This is a genomic window from Streptomyces sp. NPDC001544, from assembly GCF_042894285.1.
In the GTDB taxonomy this organism is placed as follows: Bacteria; Actinomycetota; Actinomycetes; order Streptomycetales; family Streptomycetaceae; genus Streptomyces.
This window is the reverse complement of record NZ_JBIAVN010000021.1, coordinates 19,462-42,167: the sequence shown is the minus strand read 5'-3', so window position 1 is coordinate 42,167 and position 22,706 is coordinate 19,462. Positions and strand designations below refer to the sequence as shown.

General features: G+C 71.8%; 19 protein-coding genes and 2 pseudogenes. 10 read left to right on the top strand and 11 right to left on the bottom strand.

The features are described from left to right. Positions 1-124: 124 nt before the first annotated feature. From ACFY0F_RS34695 to ACFY0F_RS34675, 5 genes are all read left to right on the top strand, one after another. Positions 125-307 (top strand): hypothetical protein, encoded by a 183-nt coding sequence (locus tag ACFY0F_RS34695; protein ID WP_388803537.1) that lies wholly within the window; start codon positions 125-127, stop codon positions 305-307. After that, positions 304-846: a SixA phosphatase family protein gene (locus ACFY0F_RS34690; RefSeq protein WP_388803534.1), complete on the top strand. Its 543-nt coding sequence runs from the start codon at positions 304-306 to the stop codon at positions 844-846. Before ACFY0F_RS34695 ends, ACFY0F_RS34690 begins: the two co-directional genes overlap by 4 nt. 26 nt (positions 847-872) lie before the next feature. Further along, a complete protein-coding gene (locus ACFY0F_RS34685) occupies positions 873-1,499 on the top strand; it encodes a YigZ family protein (protein ID WP_388803531.1) in 627 nt (208 codons plus the stop codon). 107 nt (positions 1,500-1,606) lie between these two features. Beyond that, the gene (locus ACFY0F_RS34680) at positions 1,607-2,770 is read left to right on the top strand and encodes an exonuclease SbcCD subunit D (RefSeq protein ID WP_388803528.1); all 1,164 of its coding nucleotides are present in this window, start codon (positions 1,607-1,609) and stop codon (positions 2,768-2,770) included. Further along, positions 2,767-5,760, top strand: coding sequence for an AAA family ATPase (locus ACFY0F_RS34675; RefSeq protein ID WP_388803525.1), 2,994 nt, complete (start codon positions 2,767-2,769; stop codon positions 5,758-5,760). Before ACFY0F_RS34680 ends, ACFY0F_RS34675 begins: the two co-directional genes overlap by 4 nt. 2 nt (positions 5,761-5,762) lie before the next feature. On the opposite strand, the gene ACFY0F_RS34670 is transcribed toward ACFY0F_RS34675, so the two are convergent. Continuing rightward, the gene (locus tag ACFY0F_RS34670) at positions 5,763-6,209 is read right to left on the bottom strand and encodes an Lrp/AsnC family transcriptional regulator (protein WP_388803522.1); all 447 of its coding nucleotides are present in this window, start codon (positions 6,207-6,209) and stop codon (positions 5,763-5,765) included. A gap of 93 nt (positions 6,210-6,302) precedes the next feature. Between ACFY0F_RS34670 and ACFY0F_RS34665 the strand changes: the two are divergent. Beyond that, positions 6,303-6,467 (top strand): annotated as a pseudogene (locus ACFY0F_RS34665) (rhodanese-like domain-containing protein); the annotation flags it as partial. 270 nt (positions 6,468-6,737) lie between these two features. Further along, the gene (locus ACFY0F_RS34660) at positions 6,738-7,721 is read left to right on the top strand and encodes a phosphotransferase family protein (protein ID WP_388803519.1); all 984 of its coding nucleotides are present in this window, start codon (positions 6,738-6,740) and stop codon (positions 7,719-7,721) included. A gap of 46 nt (positions 7,722-7,767) precedes the next feature. On the opposite strand, the gene ACFY0F_RS34655 is transcribed toward ACFY0F_RS34660, so the two are convergent. The 4 genes from ACFY0F_RS34655 to ACFY0F_RS34640 are packed head-to-tail and all read right to left on the bottom strand — an operon-like array spanning position 7,768 to position 13,482. Further along, the gene (locus ACFY0F_RS34655; protein WP_388803516.1) at positions 7,768-8,193 is read right to left on the bottom strand and encodes a hypothetical protein; all 426 of its coding nucleotides are present in this window, start codon (positions 8,191-8,193) and stop codon (positions 7,768-7,770) included. Continuing rightward, the gene (locus tag ACFY0F_RS34650) at positions 8,190-10,274 is read right to left on the bottom strand and encodes a hypothetical protein (RefSeq protein WP_388803513.1); all 2,085 of its coding nucleotides are present in this window, start codon (positions 10,272-10,274) and stop codon (positions 8,190-8,192) included. The genes ACFY0F_RS34655 and ACFY0F_RS34650 overlap by 4 nt, the downstream gene beginning before the upstream one ends. Continuing rightward, entirely contained in the window at positions 10,271-12,133 is a 1,863-nt protein-coding gene (locus ACFY0F_RS34645) for a hypothetical protein (protein ID WP_388803510.1), read from the bottom strand. The genes ACFY0F_RS34650 and ACFY0F_RS34645 overlap by 4 nt, the downstream gene beginning before the upstream one ends. Next, positions 12,130-13,482: a tyrosine-type recombinase/integrase gene (locus tag ACFY0F_RS34640; RefSeq protein ID WP_388803506.1), complete on the bottom strand. Its 1,353-nt coding sequence runs from the start codon at positions 13,480-13,482 to the stop codon at positions 12,130-12,132. Before ACFY0F_RS34640 ends, ACFY0F_RS34645 begins: the two co-directional genes overlap by 4 nt. Positions 13,483-13,643: 161 nt before the next feature. Between ACFY0F_RS34640 and ACFY0F_RS34635 the strand changes: the two are divergent. Both ACFY0F_RS34635 and ACFY0F_RS34630 read left to right on the top strand, forming a co-directional pair. Then, positions 13,644-13,964, top strand: a pseudogene (locus tag ACFY0F_RS34635) (rhodanese-like domain-containing protein); the annotation flags it as partial. Between the two features lie 11 nt (positions 13,965-13,975). Continuing rightward, complete coding sequence (locus ACFY0F_RS34630; protein ID WP_388803503.1) at positions 13,976-14,491, top strand: immunity 21 family protein; 516 nt, start codon at positions 13,976-13,978, stop codon at positions 14,489-14,491. Positions 14,492-14,509: 18 nt separating this feature from the next. Here the strand turns inward: ACFY0F_RS34630 and ACFY0F_RS34625 are convergent, their stop codons facing one another. From ACFY0F_RS34625 to ACFY0F_RS34605, 5 genes are all read right to left on the bottom strand, one after another. Further along, on the bottom strand, positions 14,510-15,745 hold the full coding sequence (locus ACFY0F_RS34625; protein WP_388803500.1) for a cytochrome P450: 1,236 nt from the start codon (positions 15,743-15,745) through the stop codon (positions 14,510-14,512). A gap of 38 nt (positions 15,746-15,783) precedes the next feature. Continuing rightward, positions 15,784-17,172: an NAD(P)/FAD-dependent oxidoreductase gene (locus ACFY0F_RS34620; RefSeq protein WP_388803497.1), complete on the bottom strand. Its 1,389-nt coding sequence runs from the start codon at positions 17,170-17,172 to the stop codon at positions 15,784-15,786. Next, on the bottom strand, positions 17,162-17,404 hold the full coding sequence (locus tag ACFY0F_RS34615; protein ID WP_388803494.1) for a ferredoxin: 243 nt from the start codon (positions 17,402-17,404) through the stop codon (positions 17,162-17,164). Before ACFY0F_RS34615 ends, ACFY0F_RS34620 begins: the two co-directional genes overlap by 11 nt. A 128-nt stretch (positions 17,405-17,532) precedes the next feature. Further along, positions 17,533-19,224 carry a DUF885 domain-containing protein gene (locus tag ACFY0F_RS34610; protein WP_388803491.1) on the bottom strand — a complete coding sequence of 564 codons (1,692 nt, stop codon included), beginning with the start codon at positions 19,222-19,224 and terminating at the stop codon, positions 17,533-17,535. Between the two features lie 32 nt (positions 19,225-19,256). Next, positions 19,257-19,751, bottom strand: coding sequence for an Lrp/AsnC family transcriptional regulator (locus ACFY0F_RS34605; RefSeq protein ID WP_388803488.1), 495 nt, complete (start codon positions 19,749-19,751; stop codon positions 19,257-19,259). Between the two features lie 60 nt (positions 19,752-19,811). On the opposite strand from ACFY0F_RS34605, the gene ACFY0F_RS34600 reads away from it, so the two are divergent. Further along, positions 19,812-21,017, top strand: coding sequence for a trans-sulfuration enzyme family protein (locus tag ACFY0F_RS34600; protein ID WP_388803485.1), 1,206 nt, complete (start codon positions 19,812-19,814; stop codon positions 21,015-21,017). A 45-nt stretch (positions 21,018-21,062) separates the two neighbouring features. On the opposite strand, the gene ACFY0F_RS34595 is transcribed toward ACFY0F_RS34600, so the two are convergent. Continuing rightward, positions 21,063-22,523, bottom strand: a complete 1,461-nt coding sequence (locus tag ACFY0F_RS34595) for a GNAT family N-acetyltransferase (RefSeq protein ID WP_388803481.1) — start codon at positions 22,521-22,523, stop codon at positions 21,063-21,065. Positions 22,524-22,706: the final 183 nt, after the last annotated feature.

The following is a 22,706-nucleotide window of genomic DNA, read 5'->3' as shown; positions in this document are numbered from 1 at the left end:
CGAGCCGGTCCGGCCGGGTGTGGCCGAGTGCTGGTCGGGGCGTCGTGATGTGCCCGGGGCGGGCCGTTCTCCGGTGGGCGCCGGTGTCGGTGCGGACCCGGTGCGGGGACCTCGGGAGGCTGTCATGAGGGTTCGCGCGGGTGTCGGCCGGTTGCGGCGGGTGGTGGTGCTGTGGCATGCCGAGCCGGTCCGGCCGGGTGTGGCCGAGTGCTGGTCGGGGCGTCGTGATGTGCCCGGGGCGGGCCGTTCTCCGGTGGGCGCCGGTGTCGGTGCGGACCTGGTGCCGGACTTCGGGGGCCTGTCGTGAGGGGCCCCGCGGGTACGGGCCCGCTGCGCCGGCTGGTCGTCCTGCGGCACGCCAAGTCCGCCCGGCCCCCGGGCGTCGCCGACCACGAGCGCCCGCTGGCGCCCCGCGGGCGCCGTGACGCGCCCGCGGCGGGCCGCGCGCTGGCCGAGGCCGACCGGCTGCCCGACCTCGCCCTGTGCTCCACCGCCGTACGCGCCCGCCAGACCTGGGAGCTCGCCTCGGCGCAGTGGGGCACCCCGCCTCCCGTACGGTTCGATCCGCGGCTGTACGCGGCCGACGTGCCGGAACTGCTCCACGTCGTGCGTGAGGTGGCGCCCGAGGTCGCGACGCTGCTCCTCGTCGGGCACAACCCCGGCCTCGAGGACCTCGTCCTGGACCTGGCCGGGGACGACCTGGGCGACGCCCTGGGGCAGGTGCGCACGAAGTTCCCGACCTCGGCGATCGCCGACCTGACCTGGCACGGCCCGACCTGGCGGGACCTGACTCCCGGCACGGCACTGCTGACGTCGGTGACCGTGCCCCGGGGCCGGAAGGAGTAGGCGTCCGACGGGCATAGGCTGGCCGGATGCAGGACGAGTACCGCACAGTCGCCCGCGCGGGCGTGCACGAGACCGAGGTCAACCGCTCCCGCTTCCTGTGCGCCCTCGCCCCGGCGGCCACCGAGCAGGAGGCCCAGGACTTCGTCGCCGCGGTCCGCAAGGAGCACGCGGACGCCACACACAACTGCTGGGCGTACGTCATCGGCGCCGACGCCTCCGTCCAGAAGGCCAGCGACGACGGCGAACCGGGCGGCACGGCCGGCGTGCCCATGCTCCAGATGCTGCTGCGCCGTGACATGCGCTACGTCGTTGCCGTCGTCACCCGCTACTACGGCGGCGTCAAGCTGGGCGCGGGCGGGCTCATCCGGGCCTACGGCGGCGCGGTCGGCGAGGCCCTGGACGCGGTCGGCACCCGCACCCGGCGCCGCTTCCGGCTGGCCACGGTCACCGTCGACCACCAGCGCGCCGGCAAGGTGCAGAACGACCTGCGTGCCACCGGACGGGAGGTGCGGGACGTGCGCTACGGGGAGGCGGTCGCCATCGACATCGGCCTGCCGGACACCGACGTGGACGCCTTCCGGGCCTGGCTGGCCGACGCCACATCCGGGACGGCGGGGTTCGAACTGGGCGGGGAGGCCTACGGGGACGTGTGACGTTCGGCACGAACCGGACATAACTCGTCGCCGGAGCGGGGCCGATGACGGGGCGGTCCGGGAGCGACCGCCCGTGATGTCGGACCCGGCCGTTAGTCTCGGGGATCATGAGGCTCCTGCACACTTCCGACTGGCATCTCGGCCGGGCCTTCCACCGGGTGAACATGCTCGGCGCGCAGGCCGAGTTCATCGGTCACCTCGTCACGACCGTACGGGAACGCGACGTGGACGCGGTCGTCGTGTCGGGAGACGTCTACGACCGCGCGGTGCCCCCGCTCGCCGCGGTCGAGCTGTTCGACGACGCCCTGCACCGGCTGGCCGAACTGGGCGTGCCCACGGTGATGATCTCCGGGAACCACGACTCGGCCCGCCGTCTCGGCGTCGGCGCGGGCCTCATCGGACGCGCGGGCATCCATCTGCGGACCGAGCCCTCCGCCTGCGGAACACCCGTCGTACTCACCGACTCCGACGGGGACGTCGCCTTCTACGGGCTGCCCTATCTGGAACCCGCTCTGGTGAAGGACGAGTTCCGGGTCGAGAAGGCGGCCCACGAGTCCGTTCTGGCCGCCGCCATGGACCGGGTCCGCGCCGACCTCGCGGCCCGTCCCGACGGCACCCGCTCCGTCGTCCTCGCGCACGCCTTCGTCACCGGCGGCCGGGCCAGCGACAGCGAACGGGACATCACCGTCGGCGGAGTGTCCGCCGTGCCCGCCGGAGTGTTCGACGGGGTCGACTACGTGGCCCTCGGTCATCTGCACGGCTGCCAGACCCTCACCGAACGCGTCCGCTACTCGGGTTCCCCGCTGGCCTACTCCTTCTCGGAGACCGACCACCGCAAGAGCATGTGGCTCATCGACCTGGACGCCGACGGCGCCGTCACCGCCGAACGCGTCGACTGCCCCGTGCCCCGCCCGCTGGCCCGCGTCCGCGGCACCCTGGACGACCTCCTCGCGGACCCCGCGCTGGCCCGGCACGAGAACGCCTGGGTCGAGGCCACCCTCACCGACCCGGTCCGCCCGGCCGACCCCATGGCCCGGCTCACCGAGCGCTTCCCGCACACCCTCAGCCTCGTCTTCGCCCCCGACCGGGCACCCGAGGACCCCGCCGTCTCCTATGCCCGGCGCCTCGCGGACCGCAGCGACGAGCAGATCGCCCAGGACTTCGTCGCCCATGTGCGCGGCGCGGGACCCGACGAGCACGAACAGACGGTGCTGCGCGAGGCGTTCGACGCGGTGCGCGCCGACGACGCGGCACGGGAGGTGGCCCGGTGAGGCTGCACCGGCTCGACATCACCGCCTTCGGGCCCTTCGGCGGCGCCCGGACGGTCGACTTCGACGCGCTGTCCGCCGCCGGGCTGTTCCTGCTGCACGGACCCACCGGCGCCGGAAAGACCTCCGTGCTGGACGCCGTGTGCTACGCGCTCTACGGCGCCGTGCCCGGAGCACGGCAGGGCAACCAGGGCACGAACCTGCGCAGCGATCACGCGGAACGGGGCACACGCACCGAAGTCCGCCTCGAACTCACCGTCGCCGGACGCCGGTTGGCGATCACCCGGCAGCCGCCGTGGGAACGCGCCAAGCTGCGCGGCAAGGGAACGACGGTCGACAAGGCCCAGACCTGGCTGCGCGAGTACGACGCCACGCACGGCACATGGAAGGACCTCAGCCGCTCCCACCAGGAGGTCGGCAACGAGATCGAGCAGCTGCTCGGTATGAGCCGCGAGCAGTTCTGCCAGGTCGTCCTGCTGCCCCAGGGCGACTTCGCCCGCTTCCTGCGCGCCGACGCCGAGGCCCGCGGCAGGCTGCTCGGCCGGCTCTTCGACACCCGGCGCTTCGCCGAGGTCGAGAAGCACCTCGCCGAACGCCGGCGCACGACCGAGGCCCGGGTGCGGGAGGGGGACGCGGCACTGCTCGCCGACGCCCACCGCATGCAGCAGGAGGCCGGGGACGCCATGGAACTGCCGGAGCTGGCCCCCGGCGCGCCGGGACTGGCCGAGGCCGTACTGAGCGCCGCCGCCGTCGCCCGCAGCACCGCCCGCGAACGGCTCGCCCTCGCCGACTGCCGCCTCGCCGCGGCCGAGTCGGCGCAGGCCGCGGCCGAACGCACGCTGACCGACGTACGCGAACTCGCGCGGCTGCAACGCCGTTTCACGGAGGCCCGGGAGCGCGCCGGACGCCTGCAGGAGCGGGCCGGTGCCCACCGGGAGGCACAGACACGGATGGAGCGGGCGCGCAAGGCCGAGGCGGTGGCGCCCGCGCTGGACCTGCGGGAGGCCGCCGACGCCGAGCACCGCAGGGCGGCCGCCCTGCACACCCGGGCGCGTGGCCGGCTTCCGGACACCTGGGCGGACGCCGGGACGGCCGGACTCGCGGCGGCCGCCCGCCGCGCCGCCGAGGAACTGGGCGGCCTGGAGTCGGCCCGCCGCGCCGAGCAGCGGCTCGGCGAACTCGTCACCGAACGCGCGGAACTGGACCGCCTGGAGCGCGACGACGAGGACGTCCTGCGGGAGGCGGAGCACTGGCTCGCCGAGTGGGACACGACCCGCGCGTCCCTCCAGACCCGCATCGAAGCCGCTCAGGAGGCCGCCACCAGGGCCGAACAACTCGCCGTCCAGCGCGAACCCACCCGCCGGCGACTCGACGCGGCCCGGATGCGCGACCAACTGGCCGGTGACACGGAGGAAGCCCAGCGGCGTGCCCTCGACTCCGGCAACCGCGCACTCGAGGCCCGCCGCCACTGGCTCGACCTGAAGGAACAGCGCCTGGCCGGCATCGCCGCCGAACTGGCCGCGAGCCTCACCGACGGTGAGCCCTGCGCGGTCTGCGGCGCCACCGAACACCCCGCCCCCGCCCGCAAGGTCGCCGGGCACGTCGGCCGTGAGGGGGAGGAGCAGGCACTCGCGGCCTGCCGGCACGCCGAGGAACAGCACGCCGAGGACGAGCGGCGCCTGGGCGTCGTACGAGAGGCGCTGGCCGCCGCGACCGCCGAAGCGGGAGACACGCCCACGGCCCGACTGGCCGAGGAAGCGGACCGGCTGGAGCAGGAGTACGCGCGCGCCCGCCGGGACTCCTCCGGGTTGCACTCCGTGCGCGAGGAGCTGCGCCGGGCCGAGCAGGAGCGCGAGCGGCGCCTCGCGGCCCGCCAGCAGGCCGCCGTCCGGGCCGCCTCCCGGCTCACCCGCCGCGAGACCCTCGACCACGAACAGGCCACCCTGGAGCAGGAACTCGCCGAAGCACGGGACGGCGCCGACAGCGTGGCCGCCCGGGCCGCCCAACTGCAGCAGCGGGTGAGACTGCTCACCGAGGCCGCCGACGCCGCGCGCGCCGCCGAGGACACCGCCCAGCGCCTCAAGGACGCCGACGCCCGGCTCGCCGACGCCGCGTACCGCGCCGGCTTCGACACCCCGCAGGAGGCGGCCGCCGCACTGCTCGACGACGCGACCCACCGGGAGCTGCAGCACCGCCTGGACGACTGGCAGTCCGAGGAGGCCGCCGTGCGGGCCGTGCTCGCCGAGTCCGACACGGCCGCCGCCGCCCAGCACCCGCCCGCCGACCCCACGACGGCGGAGGAGACCGCCGTACGGGCGGCCCGGCGGCTGCGCGAGGCGGCCTCCGCGCGCGACGCCGCCGCCCACTGCTGCGCCGAGCTCGACCGGCTCTCCGCCCGCGCCGCCGACGGAGTACGACGACTGGCGCCGCTGCGCGAGGAGCACGAGCGCGTGGCCCGCCTGGCCGCCCTCACCGCGGGGACCTCCGCGGACAACGAGCGCCGGATGCGCCTGGAGTCGTACGTACTGGCGGCCCGCCTGGAACAGGTCGCCGCCGCCGCGACCGTACGGCTGCAGCGGATGTCCTCCGGCCGTTACACGCTCGTCCACTCCGCCGACCGCAGCGGGCGCGGCCGCAGCGGGCTCGGTCTGCACGTCGTGGACGCCTGGACCGGGCGAGAGCGGGACACGGCGACGCTGTCCGGCGGCGAGACGTTCTTCGCCTCCCTCGCGCTCGCCCTCGGCCTCGCGGACGTCGTCACCGACGAGGCCGGCGGGGTGCGGCTGGACACGCTCTTCATCGACGAGGGCTTCGGCAGCCTCGACGACCAGACCCTCGACGAGGTCCTCGACGTCCTCGACTCGCTCCGTGAACGGGACCGCAGCGTCGGCATCGTCAGCCACGTCGCCGACCTGCGCCGCCGCATCCACGCGCAACTGGAGGTGGTGAAGGGCCGCACCGGTTCGACGCTGCGGCAACGGGGCGTCGGATGAGGTCAGCGTCCCAGCGGTCGCCGGGGCAGAGGTGAGGAGTACACGACGCTGGTGGTCACCGAACCCAGCGCGCCGATCTTCCCGGAGATCTCCTCCAGATGGGACATGGACCGCGCGGCGACCTTGATGACGAAGCAGTCGTCGCCCGTGACGTGGTGCGCCTCCAGGATCTCCGGCGTCGCGGCCACCAGGTCGTGGAACGGCTTGTAGTTGCCGCTCGGATACCTCAGCCGCACGAACGCGAGGATCGACAGACCGAGGCGCTCGGGGTCCACGACCGCCGCGTACCCCTGGATGACGCCCGCCTCCTCCAGCCGGCGCACCCGCTCGGTGACCGCGCTCGGCGACATGGAGACGGCACGGGCCAGCTCGGCGTAGCCGGCCCGTCCGTCCCGCTGGAGGATCTCGAGGATGCGCCAGTCGGTGGCGTCCGGGGAAAACACGGCCATCCCGGATCAATAGCAGGGAATCCCCGGTCGATCAAGGGCAAGCCCGTGGATCCTCACTTCAGGGTGCGGGCCACCGACCGTAGATTTTCCGCCATGACCACCACCAGCACCGTGAACCCCGTCCTGCGGGTCGCCCCCGCCGCTCCCACCGAGGCCGCTGCCCACTTCCGCGCGAGCCTGGCCTTCCACGCCGACGTCTCCGACGTGGCCGCCGCGCTCGCCGTCGACGGTGACCCGGGATTCGTCGTCCTCGACGCCGTTATCCGGGCAGAGACCTGTCTCACCAGCGGATCTGTCTCTGCGGATGTGTGGAAGGGATTCACTCGATCGAGCACGTCGTCTCCGGACGAAGGCGCCGTCTGATGGTGGAAGCGATGGAGGGACAGTCGGTAGGGGGCGCTTCTCGACCCGGCAGGGATGGAAGCCCCTGTTCAACCTGGTCGTCGATAGTGAACGGGTGGACTTGGTGAGTGGCTGCTTTTGGAGCTTCGCCTCGGGCCGCACCCTCCTGATCATTAGGCTGCTGCCATGGCTGAAGGCGAGAGCGCGGCGGTTGTTGAGGCTGACATCGACGACCTGGGGTGGTCCAACACCCGCCTATGGGTGGAGCGGAGCCTGGGTCTCGGAGACCGGATCCGTGCTGTGACATGGCTGCGAGGGGGCTGGACATCACAGATGCGCCGCCTCGATGTCAAGGGGGATGGTGAGCCGTACTCCGTCGTACTTCGGTCCTTCGTCAAGCCGTTCTTCGTGAAGCACGCACTGGGACTGCTCACGCGGGAAGCGGACATTCTCCGTTTGCTCGCGGATACGAACGTGCCAGCCGCTCGTCTTCATGGTGTTGATGCCGCAGCGGAGCACTGCGACCATCCGTCGCTACTGATGTCGTTGCTGCCAGGGCGTGTCAGGCTGGACGGGGAGGACATCGAGCGAAAGACCGAGCTCCTTGCTCGGCAGTTGGTAGCGATTCACGGGCTGGTCGTTCCCGAAGAAGTTCGGCCGCGTACCTATCAGGCTTGGACCAGCCCAGAGCGAGTGCAGGTCCCCGAGCAACCGAAACAGCCGGATGTGTGGCAGCGTGCCGTGGAGGTGATCCGCCGTCCGGCGCCCGCCTACCAACCTTGTTTCCTGCACCGCGATTTCCACCCAGGGAACGTGCTCTTCGCAGGAGAAGGAGCCGGTCTGGCGATCACCGGTGTCGTGGACTGGGTGGAAACGTCCTGGGGGCCCGCTGACCTGGACGTGGCCCACTGCTCCACTGCGCTTGCTCTGCTGCACGGAGTGCAAGTGGGGATGCGGCTGGCGGATCATTACATCGCTGCCGGTGGAACGCTCAGCGACGACCCGGCTGATCATCTGTACTGGCGGGTGCTCGATGCCTTGGCCTTCGCGCCGGACGCGGAGAAGGTCGCCGAGCCATGGCGGGAACTCGGGAGGGCGGACCTGACGTCTCCCGTGCTCGCCCAGCGCTTGGAGGAGTACCTCCAAGCGCTCTTCAGTCAGTACGGCTGAGAACTCGCGGTCAGCGTCGTCCGGCGGCGGCATGTCAACGGTGTACTCATCCGGCAGACGGTGCGGTGGCCGTTGGAAGCGAGGTAATGGTGCCGTGCCGGGCGAGTTCGGCCCGCAGCCGTTGGTTGTCGAGAGTGAGGACTTGGACGTGCTGGGCGAGGGTGTCGACGGACCGGCGAAGGTCGCTGATCTCCTCGTGGCGAGCTCGACGCGCTTCGCGAAGTTCACCTTGTAGTTCGCGGATGCGTTCGCGCAGGGTGGCCGGGAAGTCTGGGCCGCTGAAACGTTCGTCGACGCGTTGCCGGAAGAGTTCCAGGACCTCGCCCGCCCTGTAGGCGCTGGCCCGGGAGATGCCCGCTTCGCGGGCCAGGGCGGCGACCGTGAGGCTGCCGTCGCTGCGCTGCGGAGTTCCGGCCAGAAGCCGGTCCATGGCCTGAATCAGGGCGGAGTGGATGGCGGGGGTGACACTCATCGGGCCGGTTCCTCGGTTTGGTCGCGCATGCGCTGCATTTGATCGATCTGCTGGTGCAGGGCGGTCTTCTGCAGACTGGTTAGGCGGCGGATGGTCAGCAGCTGCCGGGCGTCGTCGATGACCTTGTCGATCGCGGGGCGGTGTTGCGGCAGTACGCAGGAATTCGGGCACTTCGCCGGTTGGCAGTGATTTATCACCGGCTCCGTTTCCGGGCCGGCGGCCGGACGGCGCGAGAGGCAGAGGGCGGTGGAGGCCTCGAAGTAGCAGTCGTTGAGGACGCCCGGATAGTAGGTGCGGGCCGGGTTGGAGAGCATGGCTCGCAGCCGTGCGGCATCGATCGTGCGGCCGGGAAAGTCGCCGAGTTCGTCACGGACGCGGGCGAACTCCGTGGCCAGCCGGGGCGGCATCCGCACTCCGGCCTTGAAGTCCTCGTACTGGTCGAGGAAGTGCTCCAGCCGGGCCATCTGTTGTTCGTTCTCGACTTCCTTGCGGAAGCCGGAGGCCGAGCTGCCGGCGTATCCCTCGAACATCGCGACCTTCATGTGCTTGTACTGAATCTTGCCCGCGACGACCCCGAACGGCTGGTAGGCGATGTGCCAGGCGACCGTGCGACGGAACTGCCGGGTGGTGAAACGCCACCTCTTCCCGTCGATGAGCGGGATGGGGTCGTGCGGGCGGACCTCGGCGAGCCGGACGGCGAAGGCGTTCAGCAGGTCGTTGATGGTGTTGGCGATGCCCTCCCTGCTATGGCGGAAGCCGTGCCGGTAGAACAGCCGGTCGCAGTCCGTGAGGCTCTCCAGCACGGCGACCGCCTGGGCGACCGGTTCGATGACCACCCAGGTGTCCTCGTCCCCGGTGGGCCGTCGGCCCTTGAACACCGTGCCGCGGAGCTTGTGGCGCTCGATCACCCCGTCTGCGGATGGGTCGGTGAAGTGGCAGCCAGGCTTGAGGGACTGAGCCTCGGAGTCGCGCATCCCGGAGAGGTAGGCCGTGACCACGTAGCAGGCGGCCAGCAGCATGCGGACCTCGATCAGTAGAGATTTCGAGTGGAATCGCGGACGCCAGGGGCGGTCGGTCTCCTCGTCGATGCTGATCTCGGTGTCCATGCCGCCTTCCTCCCGGCCGAGTTCGGCGGTGGCCTGTCTCAGGAGCTCGACGTTCGCTGGCTGGTCCACGGAGTTGTAGCTGATCCGGGCGAGCTGGGCGACGAGCTTGCGGTTCACTCCGCCGTCGCTGCCGGTGCGGTGGTTGGCGGGCAGATTGATCTCTGTGGGCCGGGCGGGCATGCCCCGGCCTTCCCAGCGGCGCCGTTCGATGAATGCCTCCAGCCGGGCCCGCGTCGGGCTTTTGACCTCTTCGATGGGCTGGCGGATGCGTTCTTGCTCCGCCAGGGCGGCGAGGATGTCCTTCGAGGCGATGCGGACGTAGAACAGGGCGCCTCGTAGGTAGGGGGCCAGCACCTGCGGCGGGATGCGCTGGGTGGTGTTCTCCTGCGGGCGGCGGCCCGCGACGTCCTTGGGGGCCCGGCCGTCCCAGGGCAGCCGTTCCAGCCGATCGAAGGTGAGCGACTTGCGGGTGCGGAAGAGCAGGGTCAGGAACCATTTCACCCGGCCGCGTTCTTGCGCGTAGTTCTCAGGCTTGGTGCTCCCGCCGTCGACACGGTGGTGCAGGAAGGCGTCCAGCAGGGTGTCGTCGGTCAGCTCGCGCAGTCGCAGCCCTGGACAGCGGTCGGAGAGGAAAACGAACAGTTTGCGCAGCTCCCTGAACTCCCGGCAGACGGTGACCACCGACGGGAGCCGTTTGCACCCTTCGGTGATCTCGGTCAGCCGGCTGTAGGCGTACTCCTTCGCGGTCAGCCGCCAGACGTGGTCCTCGATCGTGGCGAAACGGATCGTGCTCTGCCCGTGGTGATGGTTGGGCAGATGGTAGGCCGCGGCCATGTTCCAGACGTCCTCGGCGAACCGCGGGCCCGGGCCGGCGCCCGTCATCAGTGGGCGGCCGGTCAGGACCAAGGCGTTAGCGGTGACGTGCGCCGAGACGAGGGGCTCCGCGTTCGGGGCCGTGATGTTCCTGGGGGTCATTGGCGGCTTCCGATCCCGCCCAGCAGGGGCGGCAGATGTTCCAGCGGGCGGGCGGCTTCGGCGATCGCGCGGGCCTCGGTGAGGACCGCTTCGGGGAACGCGGGCAGGACCTGCGTCAGGATCCGCTGCCGGGTGCGGCCGTGGACGAGTTCGAACGCCTCGGCGGGCATCCCTTGGCGCTGGTCTTCGATGTGGTCCAGGTAGGCCAGGACGGCGGGCAGCTTTCGCGAGGTGATCACTGCGTTGGAGCAGTCCAGGCAGCTCCAGAACGGAACCGGGCAGGCCTGCCCGGCACTGCCGAACGGGGAGTTGAAGAAGTCCCGGCAGGATGACAGCCACAGGTCCATCTCGCCGTCCAGCAGGCGCTTCGCCTCCTCCTGCCCGACGTCGAGCTCCTTCGCCGCCGCCGCGGCGTCCTGCTGCAACTCGGCCTCCCGCTGCGGCGGGATCACCCGCAGCAGGACTGCCTCCTCAAGGGCCTGTGTCAGGCCGTCGGCGACCGCGGCCTCGTGCAGCGGCCGAAGCGCCGGAATGTCGGCGTAGTGGGCGGCTGCCACCTCTGTCGAGTGGCCGCGCGCCAGAAGGGGGAGCTGACCCTTGGTTGCCCGGTAGAACTCCGCCTTGTAGGTCTTGCGGAGCCGTTTGAGCTGGACGGCCAGCCGTTCACCGTGCTCGTCGCGCAGGTCGTAGCGCTCGCAGAACAGGCCGGCCGCATGCCGTGGTCGGAAGTGCCGTCGGCCGCCGCTGATCCTCCCGGTCCGGTCCTGCCAATAGATCCACAACGCTGACTTCGAATCGTCCCAGGCATGCGCCCGGGCCCGCCGGGTCAGGCGCAGGGCCAGTCGGATCAGTCCGCCCGGTGTACTCACCCCGCCGTCACGTACCCGCATCCGGTTCAGCTCACTGCCGTGCCGGCGTCGCTTGATGTACTCGATCTCGACATAGCCGCGAGTCGGGTTCTTCAGGCAGTCCACCGACAGCTCCAGCGCGCACTCCGGCTCCAGCCCCGTGGACAGGACCAGCAGCAGGTAGAGGGCCGCCAAGTCCTCCGCCGTCGGGAACACAGCGTGGTGCAGCTCGCGCTGCCTGTTCTCCCAAGGCTCCGGCCCCATGCCAGCCTGCCGAGTGCGGTAGGCCATCAACTGCCGGACGGTCAAAGGACCGTGGCGATCCAAGTACCACAACACGTTCGCCCGCCGACCCCACCCATTGACCAACGGTTCGTCGCCTGCGGCCACCAGGGCGTCCGCCTCAACCGTCAGCCGACGTACCGCTTCACGGATGTGGTGGCGGCATGCCTCCCGCAGGGCCTGCGCGACCTGCGGAGAATAGGCATCCACCCGTTTGTCGAACGACGGGCGGGGCCGACGCCCGACGAACATCAGCCGATCATGCAAGGCCGGGCTCAGCGTCTCCGGCCGGGCGTCGCGGATCTCTCGCAGCATCGTCAGCGCGATCGTCAGCAGCGAATAGGCCGTCCGCACGGTCGGCGCCGTGTCGTAGAGCCAGGTCTCGAAGTCGTCCACGTCCTGGGGCGTGATCCGTCCGGCCGTCCAGGCGGCGCCGTCCCCGCCCGCCCGCAGGGCGAAGAACATGTCCATTTTTCGCGCGACCTGGGTGTATGACTGCACCGAGCCGCGCGAGGCGATCCGCCGCCCCACCTGTGCCATGGACCGGATCGTCGCCGCCAACTCCCTCGCGAGCAGTGGGCACTTCGCGTCCGTGAGGTCCACCAGGGTCGACGGGCGGCCGGGAAGCGGAATCCGGAAGGCCAGCGGCGAGATGTCCTCGCCCGCCTGCTCGGCCTCGGCCGGCGGCAGCGCGAAGTTTGCGCGGCGTGGCCGCCTCAGCCCGCTCACCAGGCACCCACCAGGGACGAAAGATCGTCGACACTGTCCTCCGTGAGCCGCCCGGCCATCTCGGCGACCGCCTCATCGATCAGCTCCTGGGCCTCCGCCAAGGAGTCCAGGTAGACGTAGGTCGAGCTGATGTGGGTATGCCCCAACAGCCGTTGCAGGATCCGCAGGGGATCCCCCATCACCCGTTGGTAGGCACCCATCCGCAGATCCGCCTGGCCCGACTGCATCGCTGCGATCTGCCCCCGGACCAGCTGAGTGAGCATGTGGACGGCGAACGTGTGCCGGCAGGTATGGGGCGACGCCTCGACCGGCATTCCGGCCGCCGCTGTGCGCGCGCAGGCCCGCGTGAACGCGTACTCCCACGAGTTCAGCGCCACCGGCGTTCCCCGCTCGCTCAGCCACAACGCCAGCGGCCCCAGGCGCGTCCCGACGTCATCGACTTCCATCAGCCGCATCCGCTCCTCTGGTGCAAGGTCCGCCCACCGCACCGAGGTCCACCGGCCGGATGCCGCCCGCACCCAGCCGCCCAGCGGACCCGCCTCACAGGTCTCGATCCATCCCCGACCCGACCACCCTCCCCGAGCCGCCGCACGGGCGAGCGACACCGCCCTCTCCACCTCCGCGTACTCCGTCACCCGACGCAGCACCCGCACCGGCACCCAGACCGCCCGCCCCTTGTCCCCCTTGGTCGTGAGCACCGCCAGATCCAGCCGCGCAGCACGCTCCTCCGCAAGGGGCCGCAGCCGGGCCAGCTCCGGCAGCAGCAGACTGCCGCCCTCCTCCAGCCGCACCCCCGTGGTCACCAGCACATCCGCGAACGCCGCGTTCCTCGCCCCGCAGCGCACCCGGCAGGCCGGATCCTCCGAACCGTCCGGCCGTAACCCCCGCAACCCCACATCCCGAAAGACCCGGTAGCGCTCCATCGACAGGAACTTCACCGCGGCGCCCCCGGCCCCCTTCTCCGTGGCCTCCGCCACCAGCCGCCCCGAGGCCCGCCCTGCAACAGCCACCTCCCGGTAGCCAAACGGCGCCGACGCCACCAGGCCCTCGTCCATCGCCCACCGGTAGAACTTGTCCAGCGCCGCAGCGGACCGGTTCCACGTCTTCGCCGTCACCCGAAAAGGTGGCTGCGACAGACGGCGGGCAGCGTAGAAGGCGTCGAAGTCCGCCCGGTCCGCATCCCACACCGACCGACCACGTACCTCCACCAAGAACCGCCCCCGCAACGCCAGATCGCGGGCGTAGCCCTCCCAACTGTTCGCCGAGCGGCAGCCCAGCGTCGGCAGAGCCCGAAGGAAGCGGTTCAGGTGCAGCTCGTAGGAACCGCCCGCGTTGAGGATGAACGGCATCCCTTCGCGTACAGGCTCCCGGTCCAGAGCTGCCACCAAGTCCGTACGCGGGCCAGACTCTTGTAGCAGAGTCCTCCGAGTGAAAAAGACCTCCATGAGTCGCGGACCGTAGCGGAATCAACACGCCTCGTGCGCCACTGAGACGCTGCCAAACTGCCCGGATAAACTCCCGCTCCACCGAGTCCTGGGACCAGGGTCACGTCCCGGGCGCGGTCCACCTCCCCACCGCGCTCATCCCCGAGCGGGCCGGGCAACTCCTCGACAGGTCCGTGCCGGTGGTGACGTACTGCTGGGGACCCGGCTGCAATGGTGCCACCCGCGCGGCCCTCGCCCTGGCCGAACTCGGCTACCAGGTCAAGGAGATGCTCGGCGGCTTCGAGTACTGGGTGCGCGAGGGCTTGGAGTTCGAGACCCGGCGGGGCCGCGAGCGCCGGGCCGCCGACCCGTTGACCGCGCCGGTGGACGGCGACTGCGGCTGCTAGGTTCTGTGCCCATGGCTCGATACGCGGATCCAGGCGCGCTGGAGTGGGTGGAGTCCGGGGGCGGCCCGCTGATAGCGGTGCCGGAGACGGTGCTGCCGTTCTGGGCGGGCGCCGACAGCGAGGAACTCGCCACGGACTACGACCGCGCGTGCGAGGTCGACGGCTACGTCGGTCTGCTCCCCGTCGGCGACAGCACGGCCCTCGTCTTCGGTGACGAACCCGCCTCCACCTCCTACCTGCCCGACCACGGCACGTTCGTGCGCTGGTCCGCCGCCAACTCCGAGAGCGAGCTGCTGGCCGAAGTTCCCGCCGCGCTCGACTCGGCCGTGTGGGACCACGAGATCCGCTGGAACGTGCCCGGCCCGGTGGTGCTGTTCGACTCCGCCTGGCCGGGCGGCGCGACCCGGGGCGCCGAACACCTGCGCGTCCCCCTGGAACCGGGCCCGTACTCGGTGCGCGCGGCGTACACCCAGCCCGGACCGGAGACCTGGGTCGGTCTGGTGCAGCTCAGACGGCTTGCGGACTGAGTCCGTCCCGTCCGGCGGTCAACGCAGGCCGTCGAAGGCGATCCGCAGGTGACGCGGGCCGCGCAGCACCGCGTTCGGCCGGTACGGCGGCGGATCCTCGACGAGACGGGGGTTGTCCAGCCGCCGGGCCAGCTCGGACAGCGCCAGCTGGGTCTCCAGCCGCGCCAGCGGGGCGCCGAAGCAGCTGTGGATGCCGCTGCCGAAACCGAGGTGCTGGATGTCCTCGCGGTCCGGGTCGAACCGGTCGGGGTCGTGGAAGCGCTCCGGGTCCCGGTTGCCGGCCGCGAGGACCAGCCAGATCCGCGAACCCTTGGGGATCGTGACCCCGCGCACCTCGATGTCCGCGATGCAGGTGCGCTGCGGCACCAGCTGCACCGGTGGCTCGTAGCGCAGCAGTTCCTCCACGACCTTGACCGACAGACCGGGGTCGTCGCGCAGCCGCTCCAGGATCCGCGGGTGGCGCAGCAGCGTGAGCATGCCGTTGGTGATGAGGTTGACGGTCGTCTCGTGGCCCGCGATGAGCAGCAGCACGGCCGTGCTCAGGACCTCCATCATCGTCATGGCGCCGTCCGGGCCGCGGCTGTTCACCAGGTCGGACAGCATGTCGTCCTGCGGCTCCTTGGTCCGCTGCTCGACCAGGCCGGCCAGGTACATGCCGAGCTCCATCCGCGCCTTCTGCGCGGACTCCTTGAACTCCGCGCTCGCGCCCTGCCGGGTGTCCGGGTCGAGGCTGGCGACCAGCGGGTCCACCCAGGCGCGGAATCGCGGCTCGTCCTCGCGCGGCACCCCGAGCAGCCGGCAGATCACGGTCACCGGGAAGGGGTAGGCGAACTGGTCGACCAGGTCGATCTCCCGGGCGTCGCCGAAGCCGTCGATCAGGTCGGTGACGATCCGGGCGAGATCACCGCGCAGGGAGTCGACCCGGTGGGGCCGGTGCGGCGGGCCGAAGGAACTGTTGGCGATCCGCCGCAGCCGGTCGTGCTCCGGCGGGTCCAGCCGGATGAAGCTCGGCGGCAGGCCCGTCTGCTCGGTGCCGGAGAGTTCGTCGTCGCCGGCCGCGGTCAGGTTGGAGGCGTCCGAGCTGATCCGCGGGTCGTGGAGCAGGCTCTCGATGTCCCAGTACGAGCTGACGACGTACGGGCCGCCCGCCTCCTCCTGCAGCACCGGGGTCTTGCGGAGCTCCTCGTACAGCGGATACGGGTCGGCGCGGTTGGCGTAGTCGGTGATCTGGCTCAGGAGCGGGGCGTGCGTCATGGCGGGTCCCTAGGAAGGTGAGGGGGCCGGTCGGCCGCTCAGTGGCGGCCCGGGGTGAAGACCAGGCGCTGGTCGGCCGGTGAGTAGCCGCTCAGGGTCACGGTGGGCCCGTGGGTCGGCAGGGACGGGTCGGGGAAGTCGGCCGGCACCGGGCGGCCCTCGGGGCGCCGGTCCACGGTCGGGAACTCCACCGGGAACGGGGCACCCCGTTCGATCTGCCGCTGGTAGAACTCCAGCCACCGCGTGTTGTCGAAGCTCACCGCGGCCACCATCCGGCCCTGGTGGCCGTAGACGCCGACGAAGCGGCGTTCCGCCAGCGACCCTTGAGTGATCATCAGCTGCTCCCCCATGGGGGGCACGCCGACCGACTTGATGTTCACCCCGAACTGGGACGACCAGAAGGCGGGCATCCACAGGTGCGGACGCCGCTCGGCGCCCGGGCAGATCATGTTGTGCGCGGCCGTCTCCGCCTGGGCGAGGGCGTTGCCCCAGTGTTCGAGGGAGAGGAACTGGTAGCCGAACAGCGCGTGCGGGGACCGCGCCACGTCACCCGCGACGAACACGTCGTCCGTGACGATCCCCCGGAAGTCGAAGGCCCGGCACCCCGCGTCGCAGGCGATGCCCCGGGGCCCCGCACCGAGCCCCGACCCGGTCAGCCACTCGGTGTTGCGCATCGAACCCAGCGACACCACCACCACGTCCGTCTCGACGGTGCTCTCGTCGGACAGATGGACGGCCCGCACCCTGCCGACCGCGTCCCCCTCCAGCGCCGTGACCGTCACATGGGTGCGCAGGTCGACGCCGTTCTCGACCTGCAGGTCGGCGGCGACCGCGCCGATCACCCCACCGAGGGCGCCGACCAGCGGGCCACCGGCGCGCTCCGCGACGGTGACCGCGAGGCCCATCTCCCGGCAGCCCGAGGCGATCTCCGAACCGGTGAATCCGGCACCGATGACGAACACCCGGCGTGCTCCGGCCTTCAGCCGCCGGTACAGCCCGGCCGCGTCCTCGCGGGTCCGCAGCAGGCAGACGCCGTCCAGGCGGCTCTCCTCCTCCTTCGGCCAGGGCCGGGCGCGGACGCCGGTCGCGATGAGCAGCCGGTCGTACTCCACCTCGTCGCCGTCGGCGAGTCGCACCCGCTTGGCCGTCAGGTCGAGTCCCGTCGCCGCGACGCCCAGCCGCCACTTCGCGTCGATCTCCCAGCGGTGGGGCAACTCGGTGTGCTGCGGCGTCGCCCTGCCCAGCAGAACGGCCTTGGACAGCGGCGGCCGGTCGTACGGCTCGTAGGGCTCGTCACCGATCAGGGTGAGCTCACCGGTGAAACCCTCGGCGCGCAGCGTCTCGGCGGCCCGCAGGCCGGCCAGCGAGGCGCCCACGATCACGATGCGGCCCTCGCGTCTGAGCCACTCCACGTAGTCAGCGGCCATCGGACGTCTCCCGGCCGGCCGCCGCATGCTCACCCGCGCCGTCCAGACCGTCGGCCGTGATCGCCTGCACCGGGCAGGCGGCGACGGCCCGGGCCAGCCTTTCCCGCTGGTCCTCGGCGGGCTGCGGGTTGTAGATCAGCGACTCCTCGCCGTGCATGGCGAACACGTCGGGCGCGAGGAACGCGCACTGCGCGTACCCCTGACACTTGTTGAGATCCACGACGAGCCTCATCGACGCTCCGCCCTTCCGGTGGCCAGGTCTCGCAGGCCAGCATGGAAGCCGCGGCGAGGTCCCGCGCGCGGGGAGCGGCCGATCGGGTGACCGGGGCTCTCCCCGCGGCGCGGGACCTGGGGCCGGGGTCAGAGCCGGGACAGCTCGTCCACCAGGTCGTCCAGGCCCAGTGAGCCCTGGGAGAGTGCCGCCATGTGCCAGGCCTTCAGGTCGAAGGCCTCGCCGTGCCGCCCGCGGGCGTTCTCCCGGCCCAGCAGCCAGGCCCGCTCGCCCAGCTTGTAGCCGATCGCCTGCCCCGGAATGGTGAGGTAGCGGGTCAGCTCGCTCTCCACGAAGTCCGCCGGCCGGCTGCTGTGCGCGGCGAAGAACTCCTGCGCCAGCTCCGGCGTCCAGCGCTCACCGGGGTGGAACGGGGAGTCCGCCGGGATCTCCAGCTCGAGGTGCATGCCGATGTCGATGATCACTCGCGCGGCCCGCATCATCTGCGCGTCCAGATAGCCCAGCCGCTCCTCGGCATCCGTGAGGTAGCCCAGCTCGTCCATCAGGCGCTCCGCGTACAGGGCCCAGCCCTCCGCGTTGGCGCTGACCCCGCCGATCGACGCCTGGTAGCGGGAGAGGTCCTCGGCCACGTGCGCCCACTGCGCGAGCTGCAGATGGTGCCCGGGCACGCCCTCGTGGTACCAGGTCGAGACCAGGTCGTACACCGGGAACCGGGTCTGCCCCATGGTCGGCAGCCAGGTGCGGCCGGGGCGCGAGAAGTCCTGGGAGGGGGCCGTGTAGTAGGGGGCCGCCGCACCGCCGGGCGGTGCGATGCGCGCCTCCACCTTCCGCACCCGCTCGGCGAGTTCGAAGTGTGTGCCGTCCAGCTCCTCGATCGCCCGGTCCATCAGGCCCTGCAGCCACTCGCGGACCTCGTCGACGCCCTCGATGTGCCTGCCGTGCTCGTCCAGGTGCGCCAGCGCCACCCACGGCGTCTCGGCGCCCGGCAGGATCTTCTCGGCCTCCTGCCGCATCTCGCCGAGGATGCGGTGGAACTCGGCCCAGCCGTACGCGTACGCCTCGTCCAGGTCCAGGTCGGCGCCGTTGTAGTAGCGCACCCAGCGGGCGTAGCGCTCACGGCCCACGGTGTTCGGGGCGCCCTCGAGAGCGGGCGTGTACACGTCCCGCATCCAGTCGCGCAGCTCCACCACGGACGCGGTCGCCGCGCGGGCGGCCTCGTCCAGTTCCGCACGCAGCGCCTCGGGACCCGCCGCGGCGAAGTCCTCGTACCAGCCGCGGCCCTTTCCGTCCGTGTCCGACCATTCCGTGAGCTGTTCGACGAACGTGGCGGTGGGGCGCGGCGCCGCGTACAGCCCCCGTTCCAGACCGAGCGTCAGGGACTCGCGGTAGCCCGCCAGCGCGGCCGGCACCGCGCGCAGCCGCTCGGCGATCGCCGCCCAGTCCTCCTCCGTCTGCGCCGGTGTCACGGTGAACACGTCCCGCACCGCGTGCCCGGGCGTGCTCAGGTTGCCGACCTCGCGCAGGCCCTCCTCGGCGTCGTGCACGGCGAGCTGGGCGGTGAGCCGTTCGCGCAGCAGCCGTCCGCAGCGGCGCTCCTGGTCGCTGTCCGCGCCGGGCAGGCGCTCGGCCTCGTCGAGCCGGGCGAGCGTGTCCCTCGCCAGTCGCGCACGGGCCTCCTGCCCCGCCGGTGAGAAGTCGGGCAGCCTGCTCGAACTCTCCTTGACGCCGAGGTAGGTGCCGAGGACCGGATCGAGGGCGATGAGCTCGTCGACGTAGGCGTCGGCGACCTCGCGGGGCAGCGGGCTGTTCGTCTCAGACATGCGGTCATCCTCGTACGGCACCGATGTCCGCGTCACCCGGATTCAGCTGAGGGCGTGCGCGGTGGCAGCAGTGGTCCGCAGTCCCACTGCTGGAAGATCAACCGGGTCTCCACCCGGGCCACTTCGCGCCGCGCCGTGAACTCGTCCAGCACCAGCCGCTGCAGGTCCGCCATGTCCGCGACCGCGACGTGCACCAGATAGTCGTCGGGCCCGGTCAGATGGAACACCGTCCGCGACTCCGGCAGCGCCCGGATCCGCTCCACGAACGGCCCCACCAGCTCCCGGCGGTGCGGTCGGACCTGCACCGACAGCAGCGCTTCCAGCCCGCGCCCGAGCTTCGCCGGGTCGAGCCGCAACTGGTGGCCGAGGATCACGCCCGAGCGGCGCAGCCTGGTCACCCGGTCCAGACAGGTGGAGGGCGCGACGCCGACCTGCGCGGCGAGGTCACGGTAGGTGGTCCGGGCGTCGTTCTGCAGCAGTCGCAGCAGATGCAGATCCACCGGATCCAGTTCGACGGATTCGGCCATCGCCCGAACGTAGCACGAAGTATGCGCCCGAAGAACCGTTCACTGTTCACCCTTCCGCCCATGGACTCAGCGAGCATCCGCGCACACGACGACACGCGCACCGTGTCGAGAGCACTCGCCACCGAGGCCGTGCACGCCGGCCGTGACGACCTGGCCCGGCAGGGACTGCACGCCCCGCCGATCGACCTGTCCACGACCTACCCCTCCTACGACAGCCGCGCCGAGGCCGCCCGTATCGACGCCTTCGCCGCCGACGGCGCCGAACCCGTCGGCCCGCCGGTCTACGGGCGGCTCGGCAACCCGACCGTGGCCCGGTTCGAGACCGCCCTCGCCCGGCTGGAGGGCACAGAGGCGGCGGTCGCCTTCGCCAGCGGCATGGCCGCGCTGAGCGCCGTCCTGCTCGCGCGCGGCTCGACGGGGCTGCGTCATGTCGTGGCCGTGCGCCCCCTCTACGGCTGCAGCGACCACCTGCTGACCGCCGGTCTGCTCGGCACGGAGGTGACCTGGACCGATCCGGCCGGGATCGCGGACGCGCTGCGCCCCGACACCGGGCTGGTGATGGTGGAGTCACCGGCCAACCCGACCCTCGCCGAACTCGACCTGCGCGCGATCGCGCACGCCTGCGGCAGTGTGCCGCTGCTCGCGGACAACACCTTCGCCACCCCCGTGCTGCAGCGCCCGGCGGAACACGGCGCCCGCCTGGTGCTGCACAGTGCCACCAAGTACCTGGGCGGCCACGGCGATGTGCTGGCGGGCGTGGTGGCCTGTGACGAGGAGTTCGCGCGGCGGCTGCGGCAGATCCGGTTCGCGACCGGCGGTGTCCTGCACCCGCTGGCCGGCTACCTGCTGCTCCGGGGGCTGTCCACCCTCCCGGTGCGGGTGCGGGCCGCCTCCGTGAACGCCGCCGAACTGGCCCGGCGCCTGACGGCCGACCCGCGTGTGGCCCGGGTCCGCTACCCGCGTCTCGGCGGCGCGATGATCGCCTTCGAGGTGCACGGCGACCCCCACGAGGTGATCGGCCGGGTGCGGCTGATCACGCCGGCCGTGAGCCTGGGCAGCGTCGACACCCTCATCCAGCACCCTGCGTCCATCAGTCACCGCATCGTCGACGCCGCGGACCGGCGGGGCGCCGGAGTGAGCGACCGGCTGCTGCGGTTGTCGGTGGGTCTGGAGGACGTCGAGGACCTGTGGACGGACCTGGACCGGGCGCTCGGAGCCGGAACCGGGGACCCCGCCCGGGCGGGTCACCGGCAGGCGGTGGGCTGACCCGCGCCGGCGCCAGGCCCGGGGGCCGTCCCACCGGGCCGGGCGTCAGTCCCGTGCGATGCGCCCGGCGGGCGGCTGCTGTGCGGCGTCGGCGTCGGCGTCGTAGGGCAGCCTCGAGACGACCGGGGTGGCGTCCAGACGGGCGGTGATGACGAGAGTGCCCTCCTCGACCTGGTAGTCGAGGGGCAGGTCCAGCCCGCGCATCGCGGCGACCATGCCGGTGTTGGACGCCTGTGTCACCGCGTACACGCTCTCGCAGCCCGCCTCGACCGCCATCGCCACCAGCCGGCCCAGCAGCTCGCCGCCGATGCCGCGCCGCTGCCAGTCGTCCTCGACGAGCAGCGCGACCTCCGTCTCGTCGCCGTCCCACAGCAGGTGGCCGAGGCCGACGACGCGTCCCGACGCGGTTTCGACGGCCAGTGTCCGGCCGAAGCGGGGGCTGAGCAGGTGGTTGAGGTAGCGGTCCGCGTCGGCGACCGGCCCGTGGTACCGCATGCCGAGGGTCCGGGACGAGCAGCGCTCGTGCATCGCCCTGGCCGCCTCCAGGTCCCGCGGGTCGGCCCGGCGCACGGTGATGGCGTCGCCCTCCGGCAGGGTCAGCACGTCCCGGCCGTGCGGGACCCGCGGCCCGAGCCGGGCGTCCAGCTCCACCAGGGCCCGGGCGCGCGCGAACTCGGTCGGCGTGAACGGCAGGTACGGCCGCTCCACGGTGATCACCGCGCCCTCCGGCGCCCGCAACCGCATGACGGTGTCCTCGAGCACCCCCTCGACCGGTACGGCCTGAGAGCCACGTGTCTTTCCGGCCGGAGCGGCGGGCAGCGAACGGATGGTGCACCGTCCCAGCAACTGCCGCAGTGCAAGCGGAAGTTCCGCCGCGTCCAGCGCGGTGCGGGCCGCCAGACCCAGCACCCGGGTCGGCGCGTCCACCAGATCGTGCGCGTCGGCCCGCTCGATCCAGGTGCCCGCGCCCCCGGCCAGCGAGACCGCCCGGCAGATCTCCGCCGCCGACGCTCCGCCGGGAGCCCGCAGCAGGAACTCGTCCACCGTGCCCTCGGCCAGCGGGTGCGTCTGCAGGCTCAGGATGTCGACCCGCCGGCCGGCCAGGGCCGTGCACAGCGCGGCCAGCGATCCCGGCTGGTCCTTCACCGTCGTCCGCATCCGCCACAGCGTGCTCGCCCCGGCCACGGCCTCGGGTGCAGCCGCGGACTCGGCGGACGGCCCGGCCTGCCGCACCTCGGCGGACGGCCGGGCACCGGTATCACCGGTCGGCGGTGCGTGGCCGTGGCGCCGTGCCCACCAGACGTGGAACCCGGCCGTCGCCGCCAGGGCGATCGCCGAGATCACCAGCAGCGCCGGGCCGTCCGGCCCGTGTCCGACCAGGTTGGCCGTTGCGTCCGCCACCGCGACGGCCGTGAACAGGGCGGCGAGTTCGACGACGTCCCGTCGCCAGTGGTGCACCGGACGCCCGTCCTTCGCACGCTTCACATCGAACATGTCTCGAGTCATGCACCCACTGTGAAGGAACGGTGTTGCGTGATCACAAACGCATTGTGACTGATGGGTAAAGCGTGGTTCTGTCCCTTTTGTTGCTTTTTCTATGACTCGTCATGTGGTGGCTTCGGGCTGTACTGGGGGCGGGACGGCACGCCGCGCACCGGGGGACGACTCCGATGCGCGGCGCGGGTGACG

Coding starts and splice junctions, on each gene's coding strand:
- ACFY0F_RS34640 (WP_388803506.1), bottom strand. CDS start 13,482: ATGCCGTTCATCCTCAACGCGGGCGGTTCCTACGAGCTGCACCTGAAC.
- ACFY0F_RS34625 (WP_388803500.1), bottom strand. CDS start 15,745: ATGACGCACGCCCCGCTCCTGAGCCAGATCACCGACTACGCCAACCGC.
- ACFY0F_RS34680 (WP_388803528.1), top strand. CDS start 1,607: ATGAGGCTCCTGCACACTTCCGACTGGCATCTCGGCCGGGCCTTCCAC.
- ACFY0F_RS34630 (WP_388803503.1), top strand. CDS start 13,976: ATGGCTCGATACGCGGATCCAGGCGCGCTGGAGTGGGTGGAGTCCGGG.
- ACFY0F_RS34595 (WP_388803481.1), bottom strand. CDS start 22,523: ATGACTCGAGACATGTTCGATGTGAAGCGTGCGAAGGACGGGCGTCCG.
- ACFY0F_RS34600 (WP_388803485.1), top strand. CDS start 19,812: ATGGACTCAGCGAGCATCCGCGCACACGACGACACGCGCACCGTGTCG.
- ACFY0F_RS34660 (WP_388803519.1), top strand. CDS start 6,738: ATGGCTGAAGGCGAGAGCGCGGCGGTTGTTGAGGCTGACATCGACGAC.
- ACFY0F_RS34650 (WP_388803513.1), bottom strand. CDS start 10,274: ATGACCCCCAGGAACATCACGGCCCCGAACGCGGAGCCCCTCGTCTCG.
- ACFY0F_RS34695 (WP_388803537.1), top strand. CDS start 125: ATGAGGGTTCGCGCGGGTGTCGGCCGGTTGCGGCGGGTGGTGGTGCTG.
- ACFY0F_RS34620 (WP_388803497.1), bottom strand. CDS start 17,172: ATGGCCGCTGACTACGTGGAGTGGCTCAGACGCGAGGGCCGCATCGTG.
- ACFY0F_RS34685 (WP_388803531.1), top strand. CDS start 873: ATGCAGGACGAGTACCGCACAGTCGCCCGCGCGGGCGTGCACGAGACC.
- ACFY0F_RS34610 (WP_388803491.1), bottom strand. CDS start 19,224: ATGTCTGAGACGAACAGCCCGCTGCCCCGCGAGGTCGCCGACGCCTAC.
- ACFY0F_RS34670 (WP_388803522.1), bottom strand. CDS start 6,209: ATGGCCGTGTTTTCCCCGGACGCCACCGACTGGCGCATCCTCGAGATC.
- ACFY0F_RS34655 (WP_388803516.1), bottom strand. CDS start 8,193: ATGAGTGTCACCCCCGCCATCCACTCCGCCCTGATTCAGGCCATGGAC.
- ACFY0F_RS34605 (WP_388803488.1), bottom strand. CDS start 19,751: ATGGCCGAATCCGTCGAACTGGATCCGGTGGATCTGCATCTGCTGCGA.
- ACFY0F_RS34615 (WP_388803494.1), bottom strand. CDS start 17,404: ATGAGGCTCGTCGTGGATCTCAACAAGTGTCAGGGGTACGCGCAGTGC.